Source organism: Megalodesulfovibrio paquesii, assembly GCF_054653055.1.
The window spans coordinates 806839-830000 of the sequence record NZ_BAAIGQ010000005.1; the positions used below are offsets into that span (position 1 = coordinate 806839).

General features: G+C 63.5%; 27 protein-coding genes. 14 read left to right on the top strand and 13 right to left on the bottom strand.

Annotated elements, in window-relative coordinates; translation table 11 throughout:
- Nucleotides 1–36: 36 nt before the first annotated feature.
- Both ACYQ00_RS10215 and ACYQ00_RS10220 read right to left on the bottom strand, forming a co-directional pair.
- The gene (locus tag ACYQ00_RS10215) at nucleotides 37–921 is read right to left on the bottom strand and encodes a transglutaminase family protein (protein ID WP_460032029.1); all 885 of its coding nucleotides are present in this window, start codon (nucleotides 919–921) and stop codon (nucleotides 37–39) included.
- On the bottom strand, nucleotides 918–3512 hold the full coding sequence (locus tag ACYQ00_RS10220) for a circularly permuted type 2 ATP-grasp protein (RefSeq protein WP_460032030.1): 2595 nt from the start codon (nucleotides 3510–3512) through the stop codon (nucleotides 918–920). Before ACYQ00_RS10220 ends, ACYQ00_RS10215 begins: the two co-directional genes overlap by 4 nt.
- A gap of 339 nt (nucleotides 3513–3851) precedes the next feature.
- Between ACYQ00_RS10220 and ACYQ00_RS10225 the strand changes: the two genes are divergently transcribed.
- Nucleotides 3852–4361 (top strand): MarR family winged helix-turn-helix transcriptional regulator, encoded by a 510-nt coding sequence (locus ACYQ00_RS10225; protein WP_460032031.1) that lies wholly within the window; start codon nucleotides 3852–3854, stop codon nucleotides 4359–4361.
- A gap of 18 nt (nucleotides 4362–4379) precedes the next feature.
- On the top strand, nucleotides 4380–5546 hold the full coding sequence (locus ACYQ00_RS10230; protein WP_460032032.1) for an MFS transporter: 1167 nt from the start codon (nucleotides 4380–4382) through the stop codon (nucleotides 5544–5546).
- Between the two features lie 14 nt (nucleotides 5547–5560).
- Here ACYQ00_RS10230 and ACYQ00_RS10235 read toward each other — a convergent pair whose 3' ends face one another.
- Nucleotides 5561–6328 (bottom strand): DUF429 domain-containing protein, encoded by a 768-nt coding sequence (locus ACYQ00_RS10235; protein WP_460032033.1) that lies wholly within the window; start codon nucleotides 6326–6328, stop codon nucleotides 5561–5563.
- Between the two features lie 100 nt (nucleotides 6329–6428).
- Nucleotides 6429–6632, bottom strand: a complete 204-nt coding sequence (locus ACYQ00_RS10240; RefSeq protein ID WP_460032509.1) for a twin-arginine translocase TatA/TatE family subunit — start codon at nucleotides 6630–6632, stop codon at nucleotides 6429–6431.
- Between the two features lie 232 nt (nucleotides 6633–6864).
- Between ACYQ00_RS10240 and ACYQ00_RS10245 the strand changes: the two genes are divergently transcribed.
- The 9 genes from ACYQ00_RS10245 to ilvC all read left to right on the top strand — a co-directional run bounded on the left by ACYQ00_RS10245 (nucleotide 6865) and on the right by ilvC (nucleotide 13110).
- On the top strand, nucleotides 6865–7311 hold the full coding sequence (locus ACYQ00_RS10245) for a hypothetical protein (RefSeq protein WP_460032034.1): 447 nt from the start codon (nucleotides 6865–6867) through the stop codon (nucleotides 7309–7311).
- Nucleotides 7308–8177, top strand: coding sequence for a hypothetical protein (locus ACYQ00_RS10250; protein ID WP_460032035.1), 870 nt, complete (start codon nucleotides 7308–7310; stop codon nucleotides 8175–8177). Before ACYQ00_RS10245 ends, ACYQ00_RS10250 begins: the two co-directional genes overlap by 4 nt.
- The gene (locus ACYQ00_RS10255; protein ID WP_460032036.1) at nucleotides 8174–8869 is read left to right on the top strand and encodes an HAD family hydrolase; all 696 of its coding nucleotides are present in this window, start codon (nucleotides 8174–8176) and stop codon (nucleotides 8867–8869) included. Before ACYQ00_RS10250 ends, ACYQ00_RS10255 begins: the two co-directional genes overlap by 4 nt.
- 105 nt (nucleotides 8870–8974) lie before the next feature.
- Nucleotides 8975–9286, top strand: a complete 312-nt coding sequence (locus tag ACYQ00_RS10260) for a YggT family protein (protein ID WP_460032037.1) — start codon at nucleotides 8975–8977, stop codon at nucleotides 9284–9286.
- 20 nt (nucleotides 9287–9306) lie between these two features.
- Nucleotides 9307–9642, top strand: coding sequence for a DUF167 domain-containing protein (locus ACYQ00_RS10265; protein ID WP_460032038.1), 336 nt, complete (start codon nucleotides 9307–9309; stop codon nucleotides 9640–9642).
- A gap of 15 nt (nucleotides 9643–9657) precedes the next feature.
- The gene (locus ACYQ00_RS10270; RefSeq protein WP_460032039.1) at nucleotides 9658–9879 is read left to right on the top strand and encodes a DUF465 domain-containing protein; all 222 of its coding nucleotides are present in this window, start codon (nucleotides 9658–9660) and stop codon (nucleotides 9877–9879) included.
- A 12-nt stretch (nucleotides 9880–9891) separates the two neighbouring features.
- Nucleotides 9892–11586, top strand: a complete 1695-nt coding sequence (gene ilvB / locus ACYQ00_RS10275) for a biosynthetic-type acetolactate synthase large subunit (protein WP_460032040.1) — start codon at nucleotides 9892–9894, stop codon at nucleotides 11584–11586.
- Between the two features lie 10 nt (nucleotides 11587–11596).
- On the top strand, nucleotides 11597–12082 hold the full coding sequence (gene ilvN, locus ACYQ00_RS10280; protein ID WP_460032041.1) for an acetolactate synthase small subunit: 486 nt from the start codon (nucleotides 11597–11599) through the stop codon (nucleotides 12080–12082).
- Between the two features lie 38 nt (nucleotides 12083–12120).
- Nucleotides 12121–13110, top strand: a complete 990-nt coding sequence (ilvC, locus tag ACYQ00_RS10285; RefSeq protein WP_460032042.1) for a ketol-acid reductoisomerase — start codon at nucleotides 12121–12123, stop codon at nucleotides 13108–13110.
- Nucleotides 13111–13206: 96 nt separating this feature from the next.
- Here the strand turns inward: ilvC and ACYQ00_RS10290 are convergent, their stop codons facing one another.
- Entirely contained in the window at nucleotides 13207–13716 is a 510-nt protein-coding gene (locus ACYQ00_RS10290) for a hypothetical protein (protein ID WP_460032043.1), read from the bottom strand.
- A gap of 223 nt (nucleotides 13717–13939) precedes the next feature.
- On the opposite strand from ACYQ00_RS10290, the gene ACYQ00_RS10295 reads away from it, so the two are divergent.
- The gene (locus ACYQ00_RS10295; RefSeq protein ID WP_460032044.1) at nucleotides 13940–14437 is read left to right on the top strand and encodes a PilZ domain-containing protein; all 498 of its coding nucleotides are present in this window, start codon (nucleotides 13940–13942) and stop codon (nucleotides 14435–14437) included.
- A gap of 34 nt (nucleotides 14438–14471) precedes the next feature.
- Nucleotides 14472–14843 (top strand): FHA domain-containing protein, encoded by a 372-nt coding sequence (locus ACYQ00_RS10300; protein ID WP_460032045.1) that lies wholly within the window; start codon nucleotides 14472–14474, stop codon nucleotides 14841–14843.
- 85 nt (nucleotides 14844–14928) lie between these two features.
- On the opposite strand, the gene ACYQ00_RS10305 is transcribed toward ACYQ00_RS10300, so the two are convergent.
- The gene (locus tag ACYQ00_RS10305) at nucleotides 14929–15342 is read right to left on the bottom strand and encodes an SH3 domain-containing protein (RefSeq protein ID WP_460032046.1); all 414 of its coding nucleotides are present in this window, start codon (nucleotides 15340–15342) and stop codon (nucleotides 14929–14931) included.
- Between the two features lie 105 nt (nucleotides 15343–15447).
- The gene (locus tag ACYQ00_RS10310; protein WP_460032047.1) at nucleotides 15448–16062 is read right to left on the bottom strand and encodes a hypothetical protein; all 615 of its coding nucleotides are present in this window, start codon (nucleotides 16060–16062) and stop codon (nucleotides 15448–15450) included.
- A gap of 250 nt (nucleotides 16063–16312) precedes the next feature.
- On the opposite strand from ACYQ00_RS10310, the gene ACYQ00_RS10315 reads away from it, so the two are divergent.
- Nucleotides 16313–16528 carry a hypothetical protein gene (locus tag ACYQ00_RS10315; RefSeq protein WP_460032048.1) on the top strand — a complete coding sequence of 72 codons (216 nt, stop codon included), beginning with the start codon at nucleotides 16313–16315 and terminating at the stop codon, nucleotides 16526–16528.
- A gap of 90 nt (nucleotides 16529–16618) precedes the next feature.
- Here the strand turns inward: ACYQ00_RS10315 and argB are convergent, their stop codons facing one another.
- The 6 genes from argB to rdgC all read right to left on the bottom strand — a co-directional run bounded on the left by argB (nucleotide 16619) and on the right by rdgC (nucleotide 22789).
- Entirely contained in the window at nucleotides 16619–17503 is an 885-nt protein-coding gene (gene argB, locus ACYQ00_RS10320) for an acetylglutamate kinase (RefSeq protein ID WP_460032049.1), read from the bottom strand.
- A 34-nt stretch (nucleotides 17504–17537) separates the two neighbouring features.
- Nucleotides 17538–18947 carry an ATP-dependent protease ATPase subunit HslU gene (gene hslU / locus ACYQ00_RS10325; RefSeq protein ID WP_460032050.1) on the bottom strand — a complete coding sequence of 470 codons (1410 nt, stop codon included), beginning with the start codon at nucleotides 18945–18947 and terminating at the stop codon, nucleotides 17538–17540.
- Nucleotides 18948–19029: 82 nt separating this feature from the next.
- Nucleotides 19030–20487, bottom strand: a complete 1458-nt coding sequence (locus ACYQ00_RS10330; RefSeq protein ID WP_460032510.1) for a DegQ family serine endoprotease — start codon at nucleotides 20485–20487, stop codon at nucleotides 19030–19032.
- A gap of 137 nt (nucleotides 20488–20624) precedes the next feature.
- Entirely contained in the window at nucleotides 20625–21161 is a 537-nt protein-coding gene (locus ACYQ00_RS10335) for a hypothetical protein (protein ID WP_460032051.1), read from the bottom strand.
- Nucleotides 21162–21238: 77 nt separating this feature from the next.
- The gene (locus ACYQ00_RS10340) at nucleotides 21239–21646 is read right to left on the bottom strand and encodes a hypothetical protein (protein ID WP_460032052.1); all 408 of its coding nucleotides are present in this window, start codon (nucleotides 21644–21646) and stop codon (nucleotides 21239–21241) included.
- 528 nt (nucleotides 21647–22174) lie between these two features.
- A complete protein-coding gene (gene rdgC / locus ACYQ00_RS10345) occupies nucleotides 22175–22789 on the bottom strand; it encodes a recombination-associated protein RdgC (protein ID WP_460032053.1) in 615 nt (204 codons plus the stop codon).
- Between the last annotated feature and the right edge of the window lie 373 nt (nucleotides 22790–23162).

A 23162-nucleotide genomic window follows, 5' to 3' on the forward strand; every position in this document is an offset into this window, starting at 1 on the left:
TGGTGGTGAAATGGGCAACGGCGCCGGCTGGCAGGATCAGCCTTCCAGGCGCATGACGTCCACAGTCACGTCCATGGCCTGGGCGCCGCTGGTGTAAATGACGCCTTTGAGGGGCGGAACATCGGCATAGTCGCGTCCCCAGGCCAGGGTGATGTGGCGGTCCATGGGGATTTGGTTGTTGGTGGGGTCAAAGTCCATCCAGCCATGCTCGGGCACGTACACGGAGAACCAGGCATGGGAGGCGTCCGTGCCGACGAGCTTTTCCTGTCCGGGCGGGGGCAGGGTTTCGATGTAGCCGGAAACATAGCGCGCGGCGAGGCCCATGGAGCGAAGGCAGCCGATGGCCAGGTGGGCAAAGTCCTGGCAGACGCCGCGCCGGTGGGCGAGGACCTCTTCCAGGGGCGTGGAAATCTCGGTGAAGCCCGGCACGTACGCAAAGTCGTGATGGATTCGCTCCATCAAATCCCTGGCCGCCAGCAGCAGGGGCCGGCCCATGGGAAAGGAGGGCACGGCGTAGGCCTGCAGCTGGCCGGTGGCGGCGATGAGGCTGGAATCGAGCATGAAGTCGCGGTTCTCGGCAATGTCGAAGTGGTCGGAATGGCGAAGAAGCTGGCGCGCGGCCTCCCAGGGGATGTCATCGCCCGGCCCGGGGGTGTCGTATCCTGCATCGGCAACCTGCACCTCGCTGGTCACGCTGACGGTCAGTTCGCTGTGAGGTTCCTCAATGGAGAAATAGCAGACCTGATTGCCAAAGTAATCAAACCGCTTGCGGAAGATTCGCGGCTTGGGGACGATGTGGTAGCGGTTGCGGGTACAGGTTTGGCGGGAAAAATCCCGCGGGGAGAGCCGGGCCTCGTTATGGGAGAGAGGCACAGGCTCGCTGTGGCGGAATCTGGTGGTGTGGATGATTCTGTAGTTCACGAGAGGGCCGCCCGTCGCCGCGCCAGGGGCGTGGGGCCGCCGGCGTGGCTGAAAAAGGAAAGGGAAATCGCGTCAGACATGGCTGCCAACAGCCGGAACTGCTCGGCCAGGAAGGTGCGCAACACCTCCTGCCGCCTGAGCCTGCCTGTGGTCCGGGCCAGTTCCATGGCATCCATGCGCTTGAGGCTGGCGAAGGCCTCCAGGGCCAGGCGTTCTTCCGGGCTGGTACGGGAGGTGCGGCGCGGCCGGGGCAGGGTTTGCATGTGTCGCTGCAGCTGTTCCAGCTGAAAGGCCAGGGAGCGCGGGTTGGTCTCGTCCAGGAGCAGCAGATCCAGGGTCTGTTCCAGGTGCAGCCGGGAGCGGTAGCGGCGGCGGTAGGTGATGAGGGATTCCAGGGTGGAAAGGGTCATCTCCATCAGCTGCTGGGCCACCGGTTCGGCCAGGGGGCTGGAAACCTGCGGGGTCAGGGTGGCCTGGAGCATGCCGATGAGCATCAGCCCGCGCTCCATGCGGCGGCCGGTGTCCAGGAGAATCCAGCCCACGGCGCGGGTCATGCTTTCCATGGTGTAGCCGGTAAAGGCTATCAGGCTGGTCAGGAGCAGATCCAGGGTGCTTTGCAGCCGCTCCATGGAGGCCAGGGCCACCTCCGGAGGCTGGGAAAAATAGTCCGAAAGCGTCTCGGCGTGTTCCTGGATGGCGTCGATGACCCGCCAGGTGTCCGCAGACCAGCGATCACGCACGGCGTAGGCATTGCCCGCCAGCAGCCGCAGGGTTCGGGGCAGGGAGCCGCCGAGCTGACTGCCCAGGATCAGGGCCTGCAGCTGCGGCTCGGGCCAGTCGGCCAGGGTGGTCAGGTCGTCCACCGAGTCAGGCATTGCGCCGCCGGTGAGGTTGGCCAGGGCCTGCAGCAGGTGCGGCAGGCTGGTGCGCTCCAGTTCCGGCTCAAAGGAATCGGAGTGGCTGAACAGGCTGGCCAGCACGCGCAGAAGCCGGGCGCAGGCCGTGGCCCGTTCCAGATAGCGGCCCACCCAGAAGAGATTTTCCGCAGCCAGACTGGGGAGCACGTTGTCCACGGCCCAGGGTTCGCGGACCTGGTCAGAGCTGGTCCAGAGGCTGATGTGCTGGGTTCTGGCCCGGGCGCGGACCCAGGTATCCTTGCTTAACTCGCGGCCCAGTTCGCGGTTCTGTTCGCGAGCGAGGGGTTGGGAGGATCCAGGCTCGTCCGCCTCGTCGCTCAGGCAGCGGGTCAGCCCGCCGGGCATGATCATGTACCCGTCGTCCTTGGCGGTCAGGAAGGTCCGGACCACCACGGGACGGGTGCACAGGCCCGAAGGCTGCACGCCCAGGCCGGGTTCGGGAAAGGCGGGCGCCGTGGACGGCTTCAGGGGTTCCTGCGCGGCGAAAAGGGCCGGCGTGGCGGCGATGCGTCGGGCCAGGGCCTTGCGGGCTTTGCGATCCAGCCGCCAGCTTTCCACGGGCGGGCCATACTGGGCGGCGATGGGCAGGATGCGCAGGGTTTCCATGCGCTCCAGCACCAGACGCTTGTCTTCAGGCACGCCGCACCACCAGGTCTGGGGGCTGGGCAGCAGCAGATCCTGTCCCAATAGACGCCGGCAGACCGCCGGCAGGCAGGCGGCCAGGGCAGGATTTTCCAGCACGCCGCTGCCCAACGGGTTGACCACGGCCACGTGCTGCAGCCGCACGGCCTCCATCAGGCCGGCAATGCCGTGACGGCTGTCGTCCTGCAACTCCAGAGGGTCGCAGAGCAGATCTGTGACTCGTCTGAGGATCACGTCCACGGGCTCCAGGCCGCCGATGGATTTGAGCCAGACCGCGCCATCGCGCACGGTGAGGTCCTCGCCCTGGACCAGGGTGTAGCCCAGGTAGGCGGCGAGGTAGGCGTGCTCAAAGTAGCTTTCGTGCTGCGGGCCGGGGGTCAGGAGGACGATGCGCGGGTCGTCGCTGCGGCGGGGGGCCAGGCGGGCCAGGGTCTCGCGCATGGCCCGGAAAAAGTGGGAGATGCGTTCCACATTGCAGTCGCGGAACAGGTCTGGCAGCACGCGGGCCAGCACGGTGCGGTTCTCCAGCGCATAGCCCGAGCCGGTGGGGGACTGGGTGAAGTCCTGCAGCACCACAAAGCGGCCGTCCGGTCCGCGGCAGCAGTCTGCCGAGTGGAACACCAGCTGCCGGTCCCCGCGATGGTGCATCCTGTCGCAGGCGCGCAGGAATCCGGGGTGGGCGAAGACGAGCTCGGCCGGAATGACGCGTTCCCGCAGCAGCATGCGCGCGCCGTACAGGTCTTTGAAGAGCAGGTCGAGGACCAGGGCGCGCTGGGTCAGGCCGGCTTCCAGCTGTTCCCAGTCTGTGGGGGGGATGATCCAGGGGACGATGTCCAGCTCCCAGGGCCGGTGGCGTCCGGCGGGGTCGCCGTGGACGTGAAAGGTGGCGCCGTTTTCGCGCAGCAGGCGGCGGATGTCCAGCTGGCGGCGGGCCACTTCGGAAGGGGGCATGCGGTTGAGGGAGTGGAAAAAGGGCTCCCAGTGCGGCAGGGGCCTGCCCGCAGCATCCCGAAATTCATCGACAGCCTGCACCGAACTGTGCTCTCCGGCGCGGCGGGCCGCAGGCCAAGCGTCTAACGAATCGCTAGGCGAATCGCTAGGCGAATCGCTAGGCGAATCGGCAGGCAAGGGCGACTGGCCAGGCTGATCGGACTGATCTGGCTGGCCGGGCGCAGCGGCAGACGCCGGGGCTGGGTCCATGGCTTCCATGGATTTGACCACCTACACGATTTTGCCTGATTCCGCCATAGCGAGGATGCCCGGGCAGTTGCGCTCCTGGTTCCGGGCCTCTGGAAAAATCTCCGTTGCGAATGCAACAGAACTGTGGCAGAGAGACAGCCGTTTTACGCATCTCAACTCCCGGGGGGGACCATGACTGAGCAGATTTCTTTTGTGCGGCGGCCTCGCGAACAGTCACTTGGGCGACTCATCTGTCTGGTGAACCGGCGCTTTCAGCTGTATGCATTGCGGGAAATGGCCCGGCTGCAGATCGGCCAGGGCCAGGTGCTGCTGATGGCCGAGCTGTTCACCAGGCATGCGGAAGGGGTGCCGCCCTGTTCCCAGGACGAGCTGGCCGGCCTGCTGAAGGTGGACAAGGCCACCGTGACCAGGGCCATGGCCCCATTGGAGCGAACCGGGTATGTGAGCCGGACGGCGGATCCCGATGACCGGCGCATCCGCCGGGTGCAGCTCACGGACAAGGCCTTGGCCATTGAACAGGAATTTTTCGATATTTTGTACAACTGGTCTGACGCGCTGCTGGAGAACATCCAGGAACCCGGACGCAGCGAGCTGTTTGCCTTGCTGCATCAGGTGTTGGTCAATGCCGACCGGGTTGCCGATGCCGTCAGGCCGGCCCCTGACAGCTCGGCTGACGCGTAAGACGGACGGAGTCTTTTCATGACGTTGCACGCCTGGAGCATTCTCTCCATATCCCTGCTCACGGTCATGGCCGGCGCTGTGGTTGCGCCGGCGCTGGCCGCGGTGCAGGCCGCCTTTCCAGACGTGCCCGCCACCACGGTCAAGCTGCTGCTCACGGCGCCCTCGGTGTGCATCATCCCCATGACTTTTCTGGCGCCGCGCGTCTGCGCCCGGCTGGGCTACAAGCGGACCATCCTGTTGGGCGGAACCCTCTATCTGCTGGGCGGAGCCGGCGGGGGGCTGGCCACGAGCTTTCCGGTGCTGCTGGCCACGCGGGTGGTGCTGGGCATCGGCGTGGGCATGATCATGCCCATGTCCAACTCCCTGGTGAGCGTCTTTTTTGCCGGGGAAGCACGGGTGCGGATGATGGGTCGTACTGCTTCCACGGCCAACCTGGGCAGCATTGCCGGCATGTTCTGCTCGGGCTGGCTGGCCCAGATGAACTGGCGCTATGCCTTTGCCATTTATGGCATCAGCCTGTTCACCATGACCATGACCACATTGTTTCTCCAGGAGCCTCCGGCCACGCACGGTCCTGCCGGCGCGTCGGGCCGGCTGCCCCTGGGCGCGTGGCTGGGCGCCGGGGCGTTGCTGCTGCTCATGATCGCCTTTTACTGCCTGCCGACCAACCTGGCCATGTTTCTGGTGCGGGAAGGATACGGCGATGCGCGGTATTCCGGCGTGGCCCTGGCTGTTTCCAGCGCCGCGGGGTTCCTGGCCGGGCTGGCGCTTCCGAGATTGCGTCTGCTGCTGGGCCGCCTGTTGCCGCTGGGCATGCTGGCCATGATGACCGCCGGCTTTTTGTGTCTGCATCAATCGGATGGCCTGCTCACCGCGCTGGCCGGGGTGGCCTTGGTGGGGCTCGGTTTCGGCTCGCTCTGGCCCACATTGCTGGTGGTGGTGGCCAAGGCCACGCCACTCCCGAAGAGCATGCAGGCCATGGCCCTGGCCGGGAGCATGATCTTCCTGGGGCAATTTCTCTCTCCCCTGGTGTTCGATGCCCTGGGGCAGGCCTTGGATCTCCTGAACCCGCGCAGCCTCTTCGGCCTGGCCAGCCTGGGCACGGCCGCCGCTGCCCTGGGCATGGTGACCGTGGGGGGACGCCTGCAGCGCCTGCTCGATCACCGGCCCGTCTCGCCCGTCTAGCCCGCCTCGCCCAGTTAGCCAGTCTGCTTTGTGGTCTGGATCGCTGCATCGCGGACCCAGATCCAGCCTTCCTTGCGGGCCGTCTCCAGCTCTTCCGGGCGCGGACCGGGCGTGAGGCCCTGCAGATAGTCCGCGCCGCCAAGACAGCACAGGGCAGCGTCCAGCAGGTGCTCGCTGCCAAGACAGGCCTCCCTGATGCCCTGGGGCAGGTCCATCAGACGTTCCAGGATGCCCACCATGGCGGCGCGGTCGGCAGCGGTTTTCTTGTAGCCGGGGCGCAGCAGGCCGCGGCAGGCCAGCACGCCGGCGGGGTAGATCTCCAGTGCGCAGGATTTCTCCAGCCGGCCGGGCGTCCAGCCCAGGGGGAGCGGCAGGCCCGAGGCCTGGCGCAGGCGCTCCAGCAGGTTCACGGCGGCCAGGGCGGCGCGGGCAATGTAGTTGGCGCCCACTTCCATGGGCCGCTTGCCCAGACGCTGGGCGATGCGACGGTCAGTCAGCCGGGAGAAGAGCGCGTCGGCAGGCAGGCAGAGCCCCTGGCCGGCGTGATGACCGGTCAGACGCGGGCCCATGGACTGCGGCCAGCCGAGGGGGGCGTCCATGCAGAGCAGGGCCGGGGCCGGGGACAGGCGGAGCCATTCGACCAGACCCTCCACAAGCTCCGGCCAGGAGGGGGCTGTGAGGGTGGCCAGCAACGCGGGCTGCCGGCCGTCCCATCGGGCGAGCATGCAGCCCATGCGGACCGGGGAGGCGGCGCAATCCAGGCCAAGGAGCAGGGTGTTCATGCAGCGGGCTCCAGGACGCAAAAAAACCGGCGCGCCATCCCGGCAGAGGGCAGGGCGGCGCGCCGGCGTGCAAGCAGGCAGAAAGAGAGGCGCGCGAGGGCTACTCGGCCTTCTCGTCGTCCTTCTTTTCGGTCACTTTTTCTTTGGGGGTGACGTCAATTTCGTCGGGCTCGGTGGTTGCACGCTTGAAGTTGCGGATGGCCTTGCCCATGCCACCGCCGATTTCAGGCAATTTGTTGGCGCCAAAGACGATGAGGACGATGCCAAGAATGAGGATGAGTTCCCAGATGCCGAGGCCACCGATCATGGCGCTCCTCCTTACATGAAAAAATCCTGGCCAACGCTGATGCCGGCCACAGGGGCCTCGTCCCAGTTGATGTCGGCGCTTCGCACGGCGTCCAGACGAGACATGCTGCCTATACTCACGCCAAAGGGCAGGGTCAAGGAGCAATTTGGCAGGGGCTGTCGCAATGCTTGCCGGCGGGGGGGCAAGGGTGTAGGAGAACGCTTTTTGGTCCAGCCAGCCCGACATAGCCATGACCCGCCGCCTCTTGCACTTTCCCGGCCAAGGATGCCACTATTACTGGAACGGCCGCTGCCTTCTGGAGGAGCGCCGCAATCCTGGCCTGGAGCAGGCCTGGCGCTGCCGCGTGCTGCTGGCCTGGGGCGAGGCCTACGATCATTTTCTGGATCAGGCCGAGGTGTTTGCCCTGGCGGACGAGACGGCCATGGGCATCTGGCGGCAACGGATGAAAAAGCTGGGGCACCCCAGGCTTTGGTGCGGGGAATACGTCCTGGCTCCGGATGGGGACGACCTGCCCGACCTGCCGCCTGGCATTTCCCCTGAGGATGTGGCCACCGTGGGGTGTCTGCATCAATTGGAAGACATGTGCCTGAAAGAGCTGCCGGCCTGCGCCGGTGTCTGCGCCCATTTTGAACCGCGGCGAGATCACGACGCTGCAGAGGATGAAGACGCGCCATGAACGAATCTCCCGAGCGCCCGCTGCTGATCGCCTTTCCCACACTGCATCCCTCTTTGCTTTCGGGCCAGGGCCAGGGCCTGCCTGCGCAGACGCGCTTTCTGGATCCCGGTCTGGCCCCGCCGCCCCTCAGGGCGCGCATGGTCATGCCCCCGACCATGCCCATGAACCGCCAGATGGCCCGCGCCTGCCTGGCAGAGATGCTGGCCTTTGGCGAGCGGTTCAAAAAGCCCGGGGACATGGCCTACTTTTCCGTGGCCGGGATGGAAAATTTCTACGACGGCACCACCATGGACATCCGTGAGGAGCTGAACGCGCTGCAGGCCCTGGGCGACAACGCCCCCCCGCCAGCGGAGGACCTGACGGAAAAGCGGCTGGCTGCCCAGCGGCTGTTGCTGCTGGCCTGGCATCTGCAGGAAAAACAGGCCGAGGTGCGCGAGGCTGCCGAAACCCTGCGTGGGCTGAATTTGCGGTTGCAGTCTGCCGTGGTTGATGAGGAAATGGCCGCTGCGGAAGAGCCGACCCTGGACGACCCTGAGCTGGCGCGGCTGGTGGGCGAACTGACGCCCAGGGATCTGGACCTGGAGCCCATCCCCGCGGCCCAGGAGGAGCAGGGCTGGCGCAAGCTGGCCGAGGCCGTGCTGTTGCTGCTGCCCGAGGGGGCGGAACTGCAGATGTGCACGCCTGAAATTGCGGCGGCCCTGGCGCTTTCCGGGCAGGACGCGACGGATGTGCCCGGCTGGCGTCTGGTTGGTCTGGCTGCAGCGGATCCGGCCCGTCCCTGGCTGGACCGCGTCGTCCGCTGCCATGCTCCCCAAATTGGCCAAACGGGCCAGGATGGTCCAGACGCACAGGGGGCCAAGGCATGAAAATGCCGGTGCAAATCGGACGCATGACCGCCCCCTCCCTCTTTGAAGGTGTCAAAGGCATCATCTTTGACTGCGACGGCGTGCTGTTTGATACCCGCGAGTCCAACGCACAGTACTACAACGCCATCCGCGCCCGGCTTGGCCTGGGCCCGATGAGCGAGGCGCAGGAGGCCTATTGCCACTGGCACACTGTGCTGGACTGCATCGCCCATGTGACGCCCTCGGATCGTTGGCCGGAAGCCCTGCAGGCCCGCAAGGAAGTGAGCTACAATCGTGAGATTCTCCCTTTTTTGCGGCCGTTTCCAGGCCTGTACGAGGCCTTGGACGCCTTGCGCAGCCGCGGGTACCTGCTGGCCGTGCACACCAACCGGACCAATTCCATGGAAAATGTGGCCTCGCGGTACGGGCTGGTCAATTACTTTTTCCCGCTCATGACAGCCAGCAAGGCACTGGCCAAGCCGCACCCCGAAGGGGTGCACCGCATTCTCTCGACCTGGGGTATGCGGCGTGAGGATGTTGTGTTTATTGGCGATTCCAAACTGGACCAGGCGTGCGCCGCCCGGGCCGGGGTCCGGTTCTGGGTTTTTGGCGATGAACCCCTCGCCGCCCAGGCCCGCATCCCGGACTGGTATTGCCTGCTGCAGGCCCTCATGCGGGTACCCCGTGTGAACAGCAGCTTGTTCGAAGCATGACGGCAGGATGCAGATTCTGCTTGATTTCTGGTGACGCACACGTAAGAATCATACCAACAGTCGCAGCCGCCTCCGGCGGACAGCGCGGGAGTATGGAGGAGAAGAATGACAGTATTCAGCAACTTGCTGAGCACCTTGGCGTTCATTTTGAGCACCGTGTTGCAGATTTATATGTGGGTGGTGATTATTTCTGCGGCACTGTCCTGGGTCAATCCTGATCCGTACAATCCCATCGTCCGCACCCTGCGTACCCTTACCGAGCCGGTCTTCCGCAGGCTACGGCGTACCTTTTCCTTTCTCGTGGTCGGCGGCATGGATTTGACCCCCATTGCCGTGATTCTGCTCATCTACCTGATTCAGGGCGTGGTGGTGCAGACCCTCTACGACATGGCGGGCCGCGCGCCCATCTTGCGGTAAGAGCAACCAAAGGATTGCCGATGCCCACATCGCTTCCGGCCCCTGTTGTCAGACCGCAGTATGCGGAACCCGCCGGCCCTGGCGCCTGGCGGCTCAGGGTCTGGGTGCAGCCGGGCGCCAGAAGCGAAGGTCCGGCAGGGGAGTATCAAGGCTGCCTGAAGCTGAAGGTGGCTGCCCCTGCCGTGGACAACAAGGCAAACGCCGCGCTGGTGAAGCTGGTGGCCCGGTTCCTGGGCCTCAAGGCTTCTGCCGTGCAGGTGGAGTCTGGCCAGACCAGCCGCAAGAAAGCCCTGCGCATCGAACTCTCCGAAGAACCCGCCTGGCGGCTTCTGGCCGGCCAGGCAGAACCATCCTGAAAAGGAGACACTCCTATGGAAGCGAACGAGCTGACCTTGATCGAGCAGTTTCGGGGCAAGGACACGGAGCTGCAGACGCTCTGGGAAGAGCATCTCCTCTATGAAAAGCAGCTTGAAAAGCTCGAAACCAAGCCGTTTCTGTCTCCTCAGGAAGAGACCCTAGTAAAGGATATTAAAAAGAAGAAGCTGATGGGCAAAACGCGCATGCAAGCCATTCTTGACAAGTATAAAAGCTAGGAGACCGAGACCATGCCCAAGTCAGGGGCGCAGATTTTGCTGGAATGTCTGGTGCGTGAAGGCGTGGACGCTCTGTTCGGCTATCCGGGCGGCGCCATCATCGACATCTACGACCAGCTCCCCAACTACCCGATAAAGCATATTCTGGTCCGACACGAACAGGGCGCAGTGCATATGGCGGACGGCTATGCCCGAGCCTCGGGCAAGGTCGGCTGCGCCCTGGTCACCTCCGGGCCCGGCGCCACCAATGCTGTCACCGGCATTGCCAACGCGTACCTGGATTCCATCCCGCTGGTGGTCATCACCGGCCAGGTGCCCACAGCCCTGATCGGCAACGACGCGTTCCAGGAAGTGGATATCGTCGGCATCACCCGGCCCTGCACCAAGCACAACTTCCTGGTGAAGGATCTGGAATCCCTGCCGCTGATCATCCGCCGGGCCTTTCACCTGGCGCGCACCGGAAGGCCCGGCCCTGTGCTGGTGGATGTGCCCAAGGACATCCAGCAGAAGAAAATGGCCTTCAAGTTCCCATCGGACAAAGACGTGGCCATGCGCAGCTACAATCCCACGGTCCAGCCCAACAAGCAGCAGCTCAAAAAGGCCATGGACCTGCTGACCAGCGCCAGGCGGCCCATCATTTATGCCGGCGGGGGGATTCTCAGCTCCAATGGCGCCGAGCCCCTGGGCTGGCTGGCCAGGGCGCTGCAGATTCCCGTCACCGCCACCCTCATGGGCCTGGGCTGCTTCCCCGGGGAAGACCCGCTCTTCCTGGGCATGCTGGGCATGCACGGCACCTACGCCGCCAACATGGCCATCAGCAATGCCGATGTCATGCTGGCCGTGGGCGCGCGTTTTGACGACCGCGTGACCGGCAAGCTCTCCACCTTCGCGCCCCACGCCAAGATCATCCATGTGGATATCGACCCCACCTCCATCCGCAAAAACGTCCGCGTGGATGTGCCCGTGGTGGCAGACTGCCGTCTGGCCCTGGAAGGGCTCAAGGAGCTGGCGGAAGCGCGGCTGGAGAATAAAGACTGGGCGGCCGAGCACGCCCCCTGGCTGGACCAATGCAGAGAGTGGGCCACCCAGCACCCCCTGATCTGGAAGGAAAATGGCGGCATCAAGCCTCAGTATGTGGTGGACGCCATCTACCGCCTGAGCAAGGGGGAAGCCATCATCGCCACGGAAGTGGGCCAGAACCAGATGTGGGCCGCGCAATTCTACAAATACAACAAGCCCCGTACCTTGCTCACCTCCGGTGGCCTGGGCACCATGGGCTTTGGCCTGCCCGCGGCCATCGGCGCGCAAATCGCCTTCCCGGACAAACTGGTGGTGGATGTGGCCGGAGACGGCTCCATCCAGATGAACATTCAGGAACTCATCACCGCCGTCTGCAACAAGCTGCCGGTGAAGATCGTCATCCTGAACAATGGCTACCTGGGCATGGTCCGGCAGTGGCAGGAGCTCTTTTACAGCAAGAACTACTGCGGCACCTGCATGGACGCCCAGCCCGACTTTGTGGCCCTGGCCAAAGCCTACGGCGCCGTCGGGCTCCGGGCCACCAAGAGGGAAGAAGTGGAGCCCGTGCTTGAGGAGGCCTTCCGCACCCCGAGCACCGTCATCGTGGATGTGCGTGTGGAACGGGAAGAAAATGTCTACCCCATGATTCCGGCAGGCGCCTCCCTGACCGAAATGCTGCTTGTGTAAGGAGATTCCCGTGCGACACGTGCTCTCCGTGCTTGTGGAAAACGAACCCGGCGTGCTTTCCCGCATCTCCGGACTCTTTTCCGGCCGCGGTTTCAACATCGAAACCCTCAACGTCGGCCCCACGCTGGAGGAAGGCGTCTCGGTGATGACCATCACCACCTCCGGCGATGACCAAATCATTGAGCAGATCATCAAGCAGCTGCGAAAACTCGTCACCGTCATCAAGGTGGTGGATCTGACGGAATTGACCAGCATTGAGCTGGAAATGATGCTCCTGAAGGTGCACGCTGAAGATTCCAAGAAGGCGGAGATTTTCCGTCTGCTGGATGTATTCCGCTGCAAGATCGTGGATGTGGGCCTGGACGACATCATCGTCGAGGCCACCGGCGACCACGACAAGCTGCGCGCCCTGGTGATGCTCCTGCAACGCTACGGCATCAAGGAGATGGCCCGCACCGGCGCCGTGGCCCTCAAACGCTCCTTGCAACTGGATTAACTCGTCAACTGATTCGCTCGATCAAGGATTGTTTCATCATGAAAGTGTATTACGATTCGGATGCGGACCTGTCCCTGCTCAAGGGCAAAACCATCGCCATCATCGGCTACGGCAGCCAGGGCCACGCCCACGCCCAGAACCTGCGCGACTCCGGGTGCAATGTGGTCGTGGGCCAGCGTCCCGGCGGCAAGAACTATGAGCTGGCCAAGGAACACGGCTTTGAACCCATGAGCGCCGCCGATGCCGCCAAGGCTGCGGACTGCATCATGATTCTGCTGCCTGATCAGCACCAGGCCAAGGTGTATGCCGAAGACATCAAGCCCCACCTGACCGCGGGCAAGACCCTCTTTTTTGCCCATGGCTTTAACATCCACTTCAAGCAGATCGTGCCTGCGGCGGACGTGAACGTGGTCATGGTGGCGCCCAAAGGTCCTGGCCATCTGGTGCGCCGCGTGTTCACCGAAGGCGGCGGCGTGCCCTGTCTGGTGGCCGTGCATCAGGACGCCACGGGCAACGCCCTGCAAATCGCCCTGGCCTATGCCAAGGGTGTGGGCGGCGCGCGCTCCGGCGTCATCGAAACCACCTTTGAGGAAGAAACCGAAACCGACCTCTTCGGCGAACAGGTGGTGCTCTGCGGCGGCCTGTCCTCCCTGATTCAGGCCGGCTTCGAAACCCTGGTGGAAGCAGGCTACCAGCCTGAGATCGCCTACTTCGAATGCCTGCACGAAGTAAAGCTCATCGTGGACCTGATCTACGAGGGCGGCATGGCCAAGATGCGCCACTCCATTTCCGACACTGCCGAATACGGCGACCTGACCCGCGGCCCCCGCGTGGTGACGGAAGAAACCAAGAAGGAAATGAAGCAGATCTTGAAGGAAATCCAGACCGGCGTGTTCGCCAAGGAGTTCATCCTGGAGAATCAGGCCGGCGGGGCGCACTTCCAGGCCCTGCGCCGTATCGGCGCTCGCCACCAGATCGAAGAAGTGGGCGGCAAGCTGCGCGACATGATGCCCTGGCTGAAGAAGTAAGCAGCCAGCTCTGCAGGCGTGATATCAACAAACGCCGGGGAACGCGTCCTTGTGACACGCTCCCCGGCGTTTGTGCGTGTGGGAAAAAGCTGCCGCCTAAAACGCCCGCAACTCCCAGCCCCCGGGCAGGGTGGGGCTGCCTGCCTGCTCGGCCACGCGGGTGGAGTAGGTGGGCAGGGTAATTTCAGCCGGGGCGGCTGGCCTGTGCGGCGAGGCGGTTGGCCTGGCCTGGGCAGGGTGCGGCACCGGGTGCGCCGGCGTGGCTGCTCCGGCTGGATGCGTCGGGGCCGCCGCCACTTCCACGTGGCCGGACACGGCCTTGGCCATGGGCTCCAGGGTTTTGTTGAGGCGCGCTTCTGTTCGTTGCGCAGCCGAGAGCAGCACAGGATCCATTTTGTCCCGGATCACATGGTCCATGCTGGCCAAGGCCCGCTGCTCCACCGCATGCACGCCTTCCTTCCAGACAGTCACGGTGTCGATCCAGCCCTGCCTGTCCAGCAGGCCAAGCATCACCAGCCCTTGCATCAGGGCCACGCAGATCACGGGCCAGGCCAGGGCTTCAATCCAGAACTGCAACACCAATCGGCGCAATGGGGGCATCTTCATACTACTCGCCTCGTGGCTCGGGTCCAGGCAGGAATTGCCGGACCGCACGTATGCTCTGGGAACAGAGCAAGGAGCATGCCTGGCGGATGCGCTGGCATTGCCTGCCGGATTCAGCCGGCTTGCTGCTCTTCCTCTTTCACTTTTGGCGGGATTGCGCTACGATGCATACGCCGAGGGCTCGCCGCCAGCAGGTGCAGGTGGCGGAGACATGCGAGGAGCGGTTATGGACGAAGCATTGCAGAACCGATGCGTCAAATGCCCTACCTGCGGCGATGTCTTCACCGTGGGGCGCGGGCTGGCGCTTGCGGAAGGCGCGGAGGCGCCTTGCCCGGTCCCGGCTGCCGTCAGCCCAGGCGAAGACAGGGGGTGGGCGGAGCGACGCATTGCCGAGCGTGCCAATACCGTCTCCATCCGCATTCTTTACGAGGCCACGTTGCGGGAATTTCCAGTCAAGGACATCACCCCGAACAGCATCGGGGTGTATCACCTGGGCTGGCGGTTTGAGCTGGGCCGCAGCATCCATTTTGATTTGATCGAGGGCTACAAGTTTTTGCTCAAGGGACTCACGGCCAAGGTGGTGCGCATCGACGATGAAGCCATTGGGGCGCTGTTCGAAAATGTGCCGGAAGGAGACCTGCTCCCCATTTATCAGGCTGCCTTGACCAGAGACGCCGCTGCAGGCACAGTGCTGGATGCCCCGGATGACGATTTTGGTGAATAAAGCCTGCCAGGATCAGGGAAACGAGGAACAGGGTATGGGAGAGAATTCCGGCAACACCGCGCCGCATGCCGCCGGCCCACAGTTGGTGCTGCGCTTTGAGGGGCAGGAGCTGGTGCTCGGCCAGGGGCAGGGCGCCATGCCCACGGCCTCCTTGGGTCGCGATAAAACAAACGACCTGGTGGCGGCGCAAAAATTCGTCTCCCGCCAGCATGCTGTGGTGGAGTGTGTCCGGGATCGGTTCGTGTTTACGGACATGAGCGCCAACGGTACCTACGTCCTGCCCCAGGGGCAGGAGCTCCTGCACGTGCATGGGGCCAAGATGTTCTTGGAGGGCGCGGGCCTGCTCTCCCTGGGCCTGCACCCGGACAGGCCCGAGGCCCTGCATGTGGAGTATGTGGTGCTCTGATCTCTTTCACCACCTGTCAGACACACAAAGCGCCCCGCGTCGGAGATGTCCGGCGCGGGGCGCTTTTTCGTGGTGTTGCGCCGGGTTACGGCACAAGGTGGCGGGCGGAAGCCCAGCCGGTGATGTTGCTGCCGGGGACGCGGACCAGATAAAAGCCGTGTTCAAAGCCCTCGGCATGCAGTTGCTGGCCACGATACACGATGGCCACCACCGGGCAGCGCTGGCCAGGGCAGGAGCGCAGATTCAAGGACCGCGCGGTAACGGTCTTCATACCCAGGACCACCGGTGGCCTGGGATTCGGACGGACGACGACCGGTGGCGACGGTGGCAGCGGTGGAGGCTGTTGCGGCGGTGGCGGCGCAGGCAGGCATTGCCCCTGCCGCCAGAAATACCCGGGCGGGCATTGGGCCAATGCCGATACGGCCGGCAGCAGCACAAATATACCTGCGGCAAGCGCCAAAATCAAAGACAAGGTGCGCAACGTGTGTGCAGATTGCATGCTCTCACACTCCTGAATGCGAAAGTTCCGCTGAAGAGGTCGTATGATAGCAGTTCCCGCGGCATCCAGGCAAGGTTAGGGCCGGCGCTGGAGGAAAAAGTGCTGTTAAAAACGAAGCAGGGGGATGGCCGTGGGCAGGGAGTCATCCTTGACATTATACCAGGTGGTGGGGCCGCGGTGTGTTTCATCTCCATCCTTTTCAAAAATAGAGAGTTCCACATCCTTGGCCAGGGGCTCGTAGTACAGGGCCAGCTTGCGGCCCTCGGCCAAGTTGCCTTCCAGCTTCAGCTTGATGCGAACCTCGCCCTTGCGCCAGAGCCAGACCGTAGTGGGCCCGTCCTGGCGGGATTTTTCCACACCGTAGCGCTTTTCCAGGCTGGACTTGATGGCGTCAAAGGCTTCCTGAGACGGGAGATCCACATACACGGCAAAAACCTTGCCCTTGGTGACTCCGAACACCACGCGGGGCACGGCGATGCCATCCACCACGAAGGAACGGGAACGATTGACGTAAAACTCGGCCATGTGTTTGACGCCAACCTTTTCCATGCCGGACAAGGCGGCCACATCCGCGCCCCAGGGAATGTCCTGAAAGCCTTTTTCCAAAGGCAGCGGCTTGGTGGCGGCGGTGGCGGGCAGGGCCATGACGGCCAACAGCAACGCGCTCAGCACGAGCAGGGAAACCGGGCGGAACAATAAAAAGGGCGCGTGTACAGGCATCTCGGTCCTCGGGGTCGGCGGTTATGGGGGCGCCGGCTGCGGCCCGGATGGCCGCGAGCGGCGCGACGGCAGTCCATCCATCGCATGAAGCCGCACGCAGCACAAGGTTTGCCGGGGCAAAACATGCCGGCCAGTGACAACGCCTTCATGGGCCACCGCGGGCATTCGACCCCGCGGATCACATTGACAGCTTGTGCCACTCCTTATTACGAGAGCATAGTTGACCGTGAAGCCTTCATGGGGGGGCACTATGCCAATGCACACCGGCGTGGAACTGTTTACGTGCGTGCGCTGTTTCTGGCGTGGGGATGAGGATTGCCTGACCTACCTGCTGCCTCCGTTCGGCGTTGGCGTCGGGTTGCCGGTGTGTCCGGAGTGCGGCGCCCCGGTGACGACGGACGAGCTCGAAGGCGGCGATGCCATCGAGAAGGTTGAAGACCCTGACGATTCTGCCACCGCGTTCTGATCACCGTTTCTCGCGAAGGGATGCGCGCGCAATACGAACGGGGACCATTGCCGCCTGGCAACAGTCCCCGAAAAGCATGCACAAACGCGGCTAGCGGGTGCGGACGATTTCCGTGCCAATGCCGCCGGCGGTAAAGAGTTCCAACAGCACGGCGTTTTCCAGCCGGCCGTCGATGATGTGCGCTTTGTCCACCCCCGCATCCAGGGCTTCCATGCAGCATTTGACCTTGGGAATCATACCGCCGGAGACGGTGCCGTCGGCTATGGCGATGGCGGCCTGGGAGAGGGTGAGGCTGGAGATGAGCTGCCCGTTCTTGTCCAGGATGCCGGGCACGTCAGTAAGCAGAATCAGCCGCTTGGCCTTCATGGCCGAGGCGATGGCGCCGGCAGCGGAGTCCGCGTTCACGTTATAGCTCTTGCCGTCCTCATCCACGCCCAGCGGGGCGATGACGGGGATGAAGCCGTCCCGCTCCACGGAGCGGATGAGCGCCGTCTCCACGGCCACCGGCTCGCCAACGTGGCCGAGGTCGATGATTTCCGGCGGGGCGTTTTCGCGGTCCACAGCCAGCTCCATGCGGCGAACCTTGAGCAGCCAGCCATCCATGCCCGAGAGGCCCACGGCCTTGCCGCCGTGCAGGTTCAGCAGGCTGACGATTTCCTTGTTCACCTTGCCGCCAAGGACCATTTCCACCACGTCCATGGTGGCGCGGTCGGTCACGCGCAGGCCTTCGCGGAAGGTGGTGGGGATGCACAGCTTCTGCAGCAGCTGGCCGATCTGCGGACCGCCGCCATGCACCACCACAGGGTTGATGCCAATGTACTTCAGCATGACCATGCTGCGGGCAAAGGCGCTCTTGAGCACCTCGTCCTTCATGGCATGCCCGCCGTATTTGATGACCAGGGTCTGGCCGTGGAACTGCCGGATGTATGGCAGGGATTCCATCAGCATGCGCGCAATGCGGGCGCCTTTCTCCATGGGCTCTTCCTTTGCAATGAAATCGGAAAGGGGGTCAGAGGATGTAGCGTGCGAGGTCACGGTCTTCCAATACGTCCATGAGTTTGCCGCGCACGGTGTCGCGGTCGATGACGATCACTTCTCCGGCGCGCTCCGGTGCTTCAAAGGAGAGGTCGGCCAGCAGATGCTCAAGGATGGTGTACAGCCGGCGTGCGCCGATGTTCTCGGTCTCCTCGTTGGCCCGCTGGGCGCAGGCGGCCAGCTCCTGCAGGGCGTCCTCGGTAAAGGAGATGCGCACGCGCTCCGTGGCCAGGAGCTCGATGTACTGCTTGGTCAGGGCGTTTTCCGGTTCCGTGAGGATGCGGTAGAACTCATGCTGCCCCAGGGGGGTCAGTTCCACGCGCAGGGGGAAACGGCCTTGCAGCTCGGGGGCCAGATCCGAGGGCTTGGCGCTGTGAAAGGCCCCGGCGGCAATGAAGAGGATGTGGTCCGTGCGGACGTGGCCGTATTTGGTGTGCACCACGGTACCCTCGACAATGGGCAGCAGGTCGCGCTGCACGCCCTCGCGGGAGACATCCGGGCCGCCCTTGGCATGGTTGCCGGAGGAGGCGATCTTGTCGATTTCGTCGATGAACAGGATGCCGCTTTCCTCCACGCGTTCCTTGGCCAGGTCGGTCACCTTTTCCATGTCAATAAGCCGGTCGGCCTCTTCCTGCTGCAGGATCTCGAAGGCGTCCTTGACCTTCATCTTCTTGCGCCGGCGCTTGGGCGGAAAAACCTTGGAGAACAGGTCCTTGAACTGGTGTTCCATGTCTTCCGCGCCGGGCATGTTCTGCATGCCGGGGATGGCCATGATTTCCATGCCGCCGCCAGAGGTGGTCACTTCCATTTCCACCTCGCGGTCGTCCAGGAGGCCCTTGCGGAAGAGATCCCGGAGTTTTTCCCGGGTGGAGAGCAGGTCTGTCGATTGCGCGGGCGGCGCGGCAAAGGCCGGCACATCATTGATGGTGGTGGGAGCTGCGGCGGCAGGTTCGCCGGCGGCGCGGCCCGAGGCTGGCAGCAGGAGATCCAGAAGCCGGTCTTCCGCAGCGGTGGCGGCCTTTTCCTTGACGCGCTCCTGTTCCTCCTTGCGGACCATGGCCACGCCGAATTCCATGAGGTCGCGGACCATGCTTTCCACGTCCCGGCCCACATAGCCGACTTCCGTGAACTTGGTGGCGTCCACCTTGAAGAACGGCGCGCCGGCCAGTCTGGCCAGCCGGCGGGCGATTTCCGTCTTGCCCACGCCGGTGGGGCCGATCATGATGATGTTCTTGGGGGCCACTTCCTCACGCAAGGCCGGAGGCAACTGCTGACGGCGCCAGCGGTTGCGCAGGGCGATGGCCACCATGCGCTTGGCCTGTTCCTGGCCGATGATGAACTTGTCCAGTTCCGCGACAATCTGCCGCGGCGTCAGTGCGTGCATTGCAAACTCCATCCGAAAAGGCGCGCCTTTCCGGGACCCGGAGCCGGGGGACCTGCCGCCGGCTCCGGGGCTTGCGTCATGATTACTCTTCCGTCTCCAGCGGAATGGTGCGGAAGAGAGTCTGGCTGCCGCGCTTGATGAGCAGCATGGCCACGCCCTTTTGCATGGCGTCCTCGTCCATGCGGGTGGCGAAGGCTTCCAGGGTGGTCACGGGCTTGAGGTTCAGTTCCAACACGATGTCGCCCTGGCGGATGCCGGCGTCGTCGGCCGGGGAGCCGGGCTCCACCTCCAGCACCATGAGCCCGCCGCGTTCCAGCTTCTGGGCCTTGATTTCTTCCTTGGTCAGGGGGCGCATGGCCAGGCCGATTTCCGTGGCTTCGGGGGCCTGCCCTTGCCCGTCCTCACCATTCAGGGCTTCCTCAGTGGTCGGGCGCTCGCCCAGGGTGGCGGTGAGGGAGAGTTCCTTGCCCTCGCGCCAGACCTGCAGGGCCGCCTTTTGGCCTGGAGCCAGGGCGGCGATGTGCTTGAGCAGTTCGCCGGAATCAGCCACGGCGCGGTCATTCACCTTGAGGATGACATCCCCGGGCTTGATGCCGGCCTTGTCGCCGGGTTCGCCGCTGCGCACGGAGCTGATGAGCGCGCCGGCGGCTTCCTTGAGGCCCAGGGCCTTGGCGGAATTGGCGTCCACATCCTGGATGGTCACGCCCAGCCAGCCGCGCTGGACCTTCTTGTTCTCCCGCAGATCAGCGATGATCCGCCTGGCCATGTTGCTGGGGATGGCAAAGCCGATGCCTTGGCCCGAGGAGATGATGGCCGTGTTGATGCCGATGACTTTGCCGTCCATATTCAGGAGCGGGCCGCCGGAGTTGCCGGGGTTGATGGAGGCGTCTGTCTGCAGGTAATCGTCAAATGGGCCGCCGCCAATGGTCCGCCCCTTGGCCGAGATGATGCCTGCGGTCACGGTATGGTCCAGGCCAAAGGGGTTGCCGATGGCCACCACCCATTGTCCGACTTCCATGGTGTCCGAATCGCCGAACTCCAGGACGGGCAGGGTGGTGTTGGTTTCGATCTTGAGCAGGGCCAGATCAGTTTCCAGATCCCGGCCGACGACGGTGGCGTTGAAGGAATCCGAATCCTTGTCCTGCCCCTGCAGGTTCACGGAAATCTGGTCCGCGTCCTTGATGACGTGGTTGTTGGTGACGATGTAGCCATCCGGCGAGATGATGAAGCCCGAACCCAGGGAGCGGTCCTTGCGCTTGCGCTCTGGCTGGTTGAAGAATTTCTCGAATTGCTTCCAGAATTCTTCCATGCGGTTGTTGTCGCGCGGGGTGTCGCCGTCTGGCTTGCGGAAGCGGAAGAAGTCTTGCAGGTCAGGCCGTTCCACGTTGCGCACGGTGGAGATGTTCACCACGGCCGCGCCGGTGCGCTTGGCCAGATCCGTGAATTCCGGCAGGGCAGCGGCGGCCAGGGCCGGGACGGCCAGGCACAGCACCAGCAATGAGGCCAGGGGGGGCAGGAATGGTTTGGCAAAGGATTTCATCAGCATGCACAAATCTCCTTGTGCGACCCGGCACGGGAGACCCTGCCGGCGCGGGTGAGGGCGCTTGGTTCCCCCGGAGTATAGTGGTTTCGTAACGCAAGTAAACCGCCGGGCAAGGCCTGGCGCCGCAGAACCTGCTACTCTGGCGCGCCCTTGGCGATCCACTCCCGCACGGCCTTGACCGTTTCCGGCCAGTCCGGAGCCAGACGGGCCTGGAGGAACTGCAGGTAGACCGAGTCGAGCAGGGCGATGCCTTTCTCAAGAAGGTAGAATTTTTCCAGGTAGATGGCGTCAGGATCGTCGCCTTCTTCGCGTCCGGCTTCGATTTTTGGTGTTTTCAGACTGTTAAGGGAAAAGTCCTCGGCCTTGAGGGTCACGGACCATTCTTCCTCGTCCACCGCCAGCCGGATCAGGGCGCGGGTGACCTTCTTGCCCGTGCCCAGGCCCAGGCGGGCTTCCTTGAGTTCGCTCATGGCCCCGCTCACGGTGGCGGTTTCCAGATTGTCGCCCTGGCCGCCCTGGACCACCACGCGCTGCTCCACCACGCACAGGAACGCCTCGCCCTTGGGGGTGCGGAAGTTGCCGCCCGTGCGCTCGCTCATGCACCACAGCCAGGTCAGAAAGTCCTGGCCCAGCAAGACGTCCTGCGCCTGCCCCACATACAAATCCACCATGTGTCGTCGTCCTTCCAAAAAGATTGATCCAAGAGCCTCGGCCGAACGAATTCCCATCGCAGGCCAGGCCCCCGGCGTCAACGTGAAATGCGCGCCCCGCGCCGCAACACCCAATACACCCCCGCCGCCCAGACCAGCACCCCGGCTGGAATCACCACCCAATGCACGCCCAGAGCATCGGCGGCGGCAAGGATATGGCTGGGGAAAAGGGCCAGAATGGCGAGGCCGACGCAGGTTGTGCCCCATCCTGCGACAACGTAATACCGTGGAAAGCGCGGCCACCAGACTGCATTGGTGAAGTACATCAGTTCCTCCGCCACGCGGGACTCCGCTGCGTACGGTTCGGAGTGCAGTACGAGGAGGCCTGCCGTCACGCATGTCAGGGAGCTGCTCAGAACCTGCCAGGGGCCGTCAGCTACGACGCCGGCGATGGAAGAGAGCACGGCAGCCAGGGCGAAGGTGTTGTAGATGCGCCGGTTACTCATAGACATATCCGCATGTAATGGAGTGATGTGAAGTGAGGCTGCCTCTCCCGCCAAACCACCCGGCACCCGGAAGATCATATCCGTGCTGAACCCCAAAAGAAGTACAAAATGTATTGCCGAGTTCTATATGGCTAAAGCTAAATCCTGCAATGAGGGAGAAACCGATGGTCTCTATATTGCATCATCCATTCATTGCATGGAGTGGTGTTTGAAATTGTGCAAGATTGTTGGGGAGCAGTAACGTCGCCTCGAACAATGTGACTCCAAGTTTACCAAAGGAAACCGCCGGCCCGGCCAACGTCGCCCTATACGTACCGCTATATTGTTTTCCGGTAAATGTCTTCTCGTCAATTCGCGTGTCAAAAATGCAGGTGGTGGAGACATTGCAGGTCAGGTGGCAGACCGCTCCGCCAGAGGCGCCCGGCAGATATGGGCCTCCACAATGTAGTGGGGCGCCGCTTCGGGTTGGAATTGTCCAAGCCGAAGCAACGCCCCTTGTCATTCTTTAAGGTGGGTGGTGATGCTTCCTCACACAAAGGCCGCCGGCTCCAACGCTTCCAGCCGTGGCCCGGCCTCCTGGCCCAAGAGCGACAGGCCCAGGAAAAACGGCGTCAACGGCTCCAGGTGCAGCTCGAAGGTGTCCGTAAAGAAGTTGGTGAACATTTCCTTCACTTTACTGTTGGTGGACGCCAGCCAGACATGCCCGGTTTGCATGTTCCAGGCCACCTCGAACACCGCCGGCACCGGCAGCGCCCGGGCCATCAGCCGCAGCTTCACCTGCTCCTTGAGCTCTTTCTTCTGATTGCGGCCGACGAACTTCTGGCCCTTCTGGCGGGCCTCGTGTTCGGCGTCGGCCAGGTGCAGCTCAAAGTGCTTCTTGAACACCGCGGGCGAGACGCGCCGCGTTTCCAATCTAAGGTTAAAGACAAAGTAGTCACCCTTCTGCGGGCTGCCCTCGCGCCAGGTGGTGTCCAGCCAGTTGTCGGCATTGGACCAGCCGAAGCTGCGCTCCTCGGCGCTCTGGTCGATGTCCTTGAACGCGAACCGCTGCAGCCGTTCGGGAATCTCCATCCATAGAGAGGAGGGCGCCTCCTCCACAATGCGATAGCGCGTGATGCTCGCGCTGGCGGAACAAAAACCCATGCCATCCTCCGAATAGTTGATGTCCGCAGGGTCTACAGCAAATATGCCGGGGCGTCACCCTTGAAAATGGCATTTTAACACACTGAAATAATGCATGAAAAAAAGTGAAAAAGTTGCTTGACTCCGCGGCCGGATTCATGGATAAGCCCTTCTCCCGACGAGGCACGCACCACTCGCACTGTCCCGCCGCAGCCTGAACGGCCGGCACGAAAACATGGACGAGGCGCAAAAAAATGGTTGACGGGCTCCGAAGGGGGATGTAAACAATCTCTCCGCTCGACGCAAAGGCCAAGAGCGGGGTGAGAAAAGCTCTCTGAAAACCGACAGTGAACACCGAGTCCAGGTCTTCGGGATGGTTGGCGATCAGGTGATG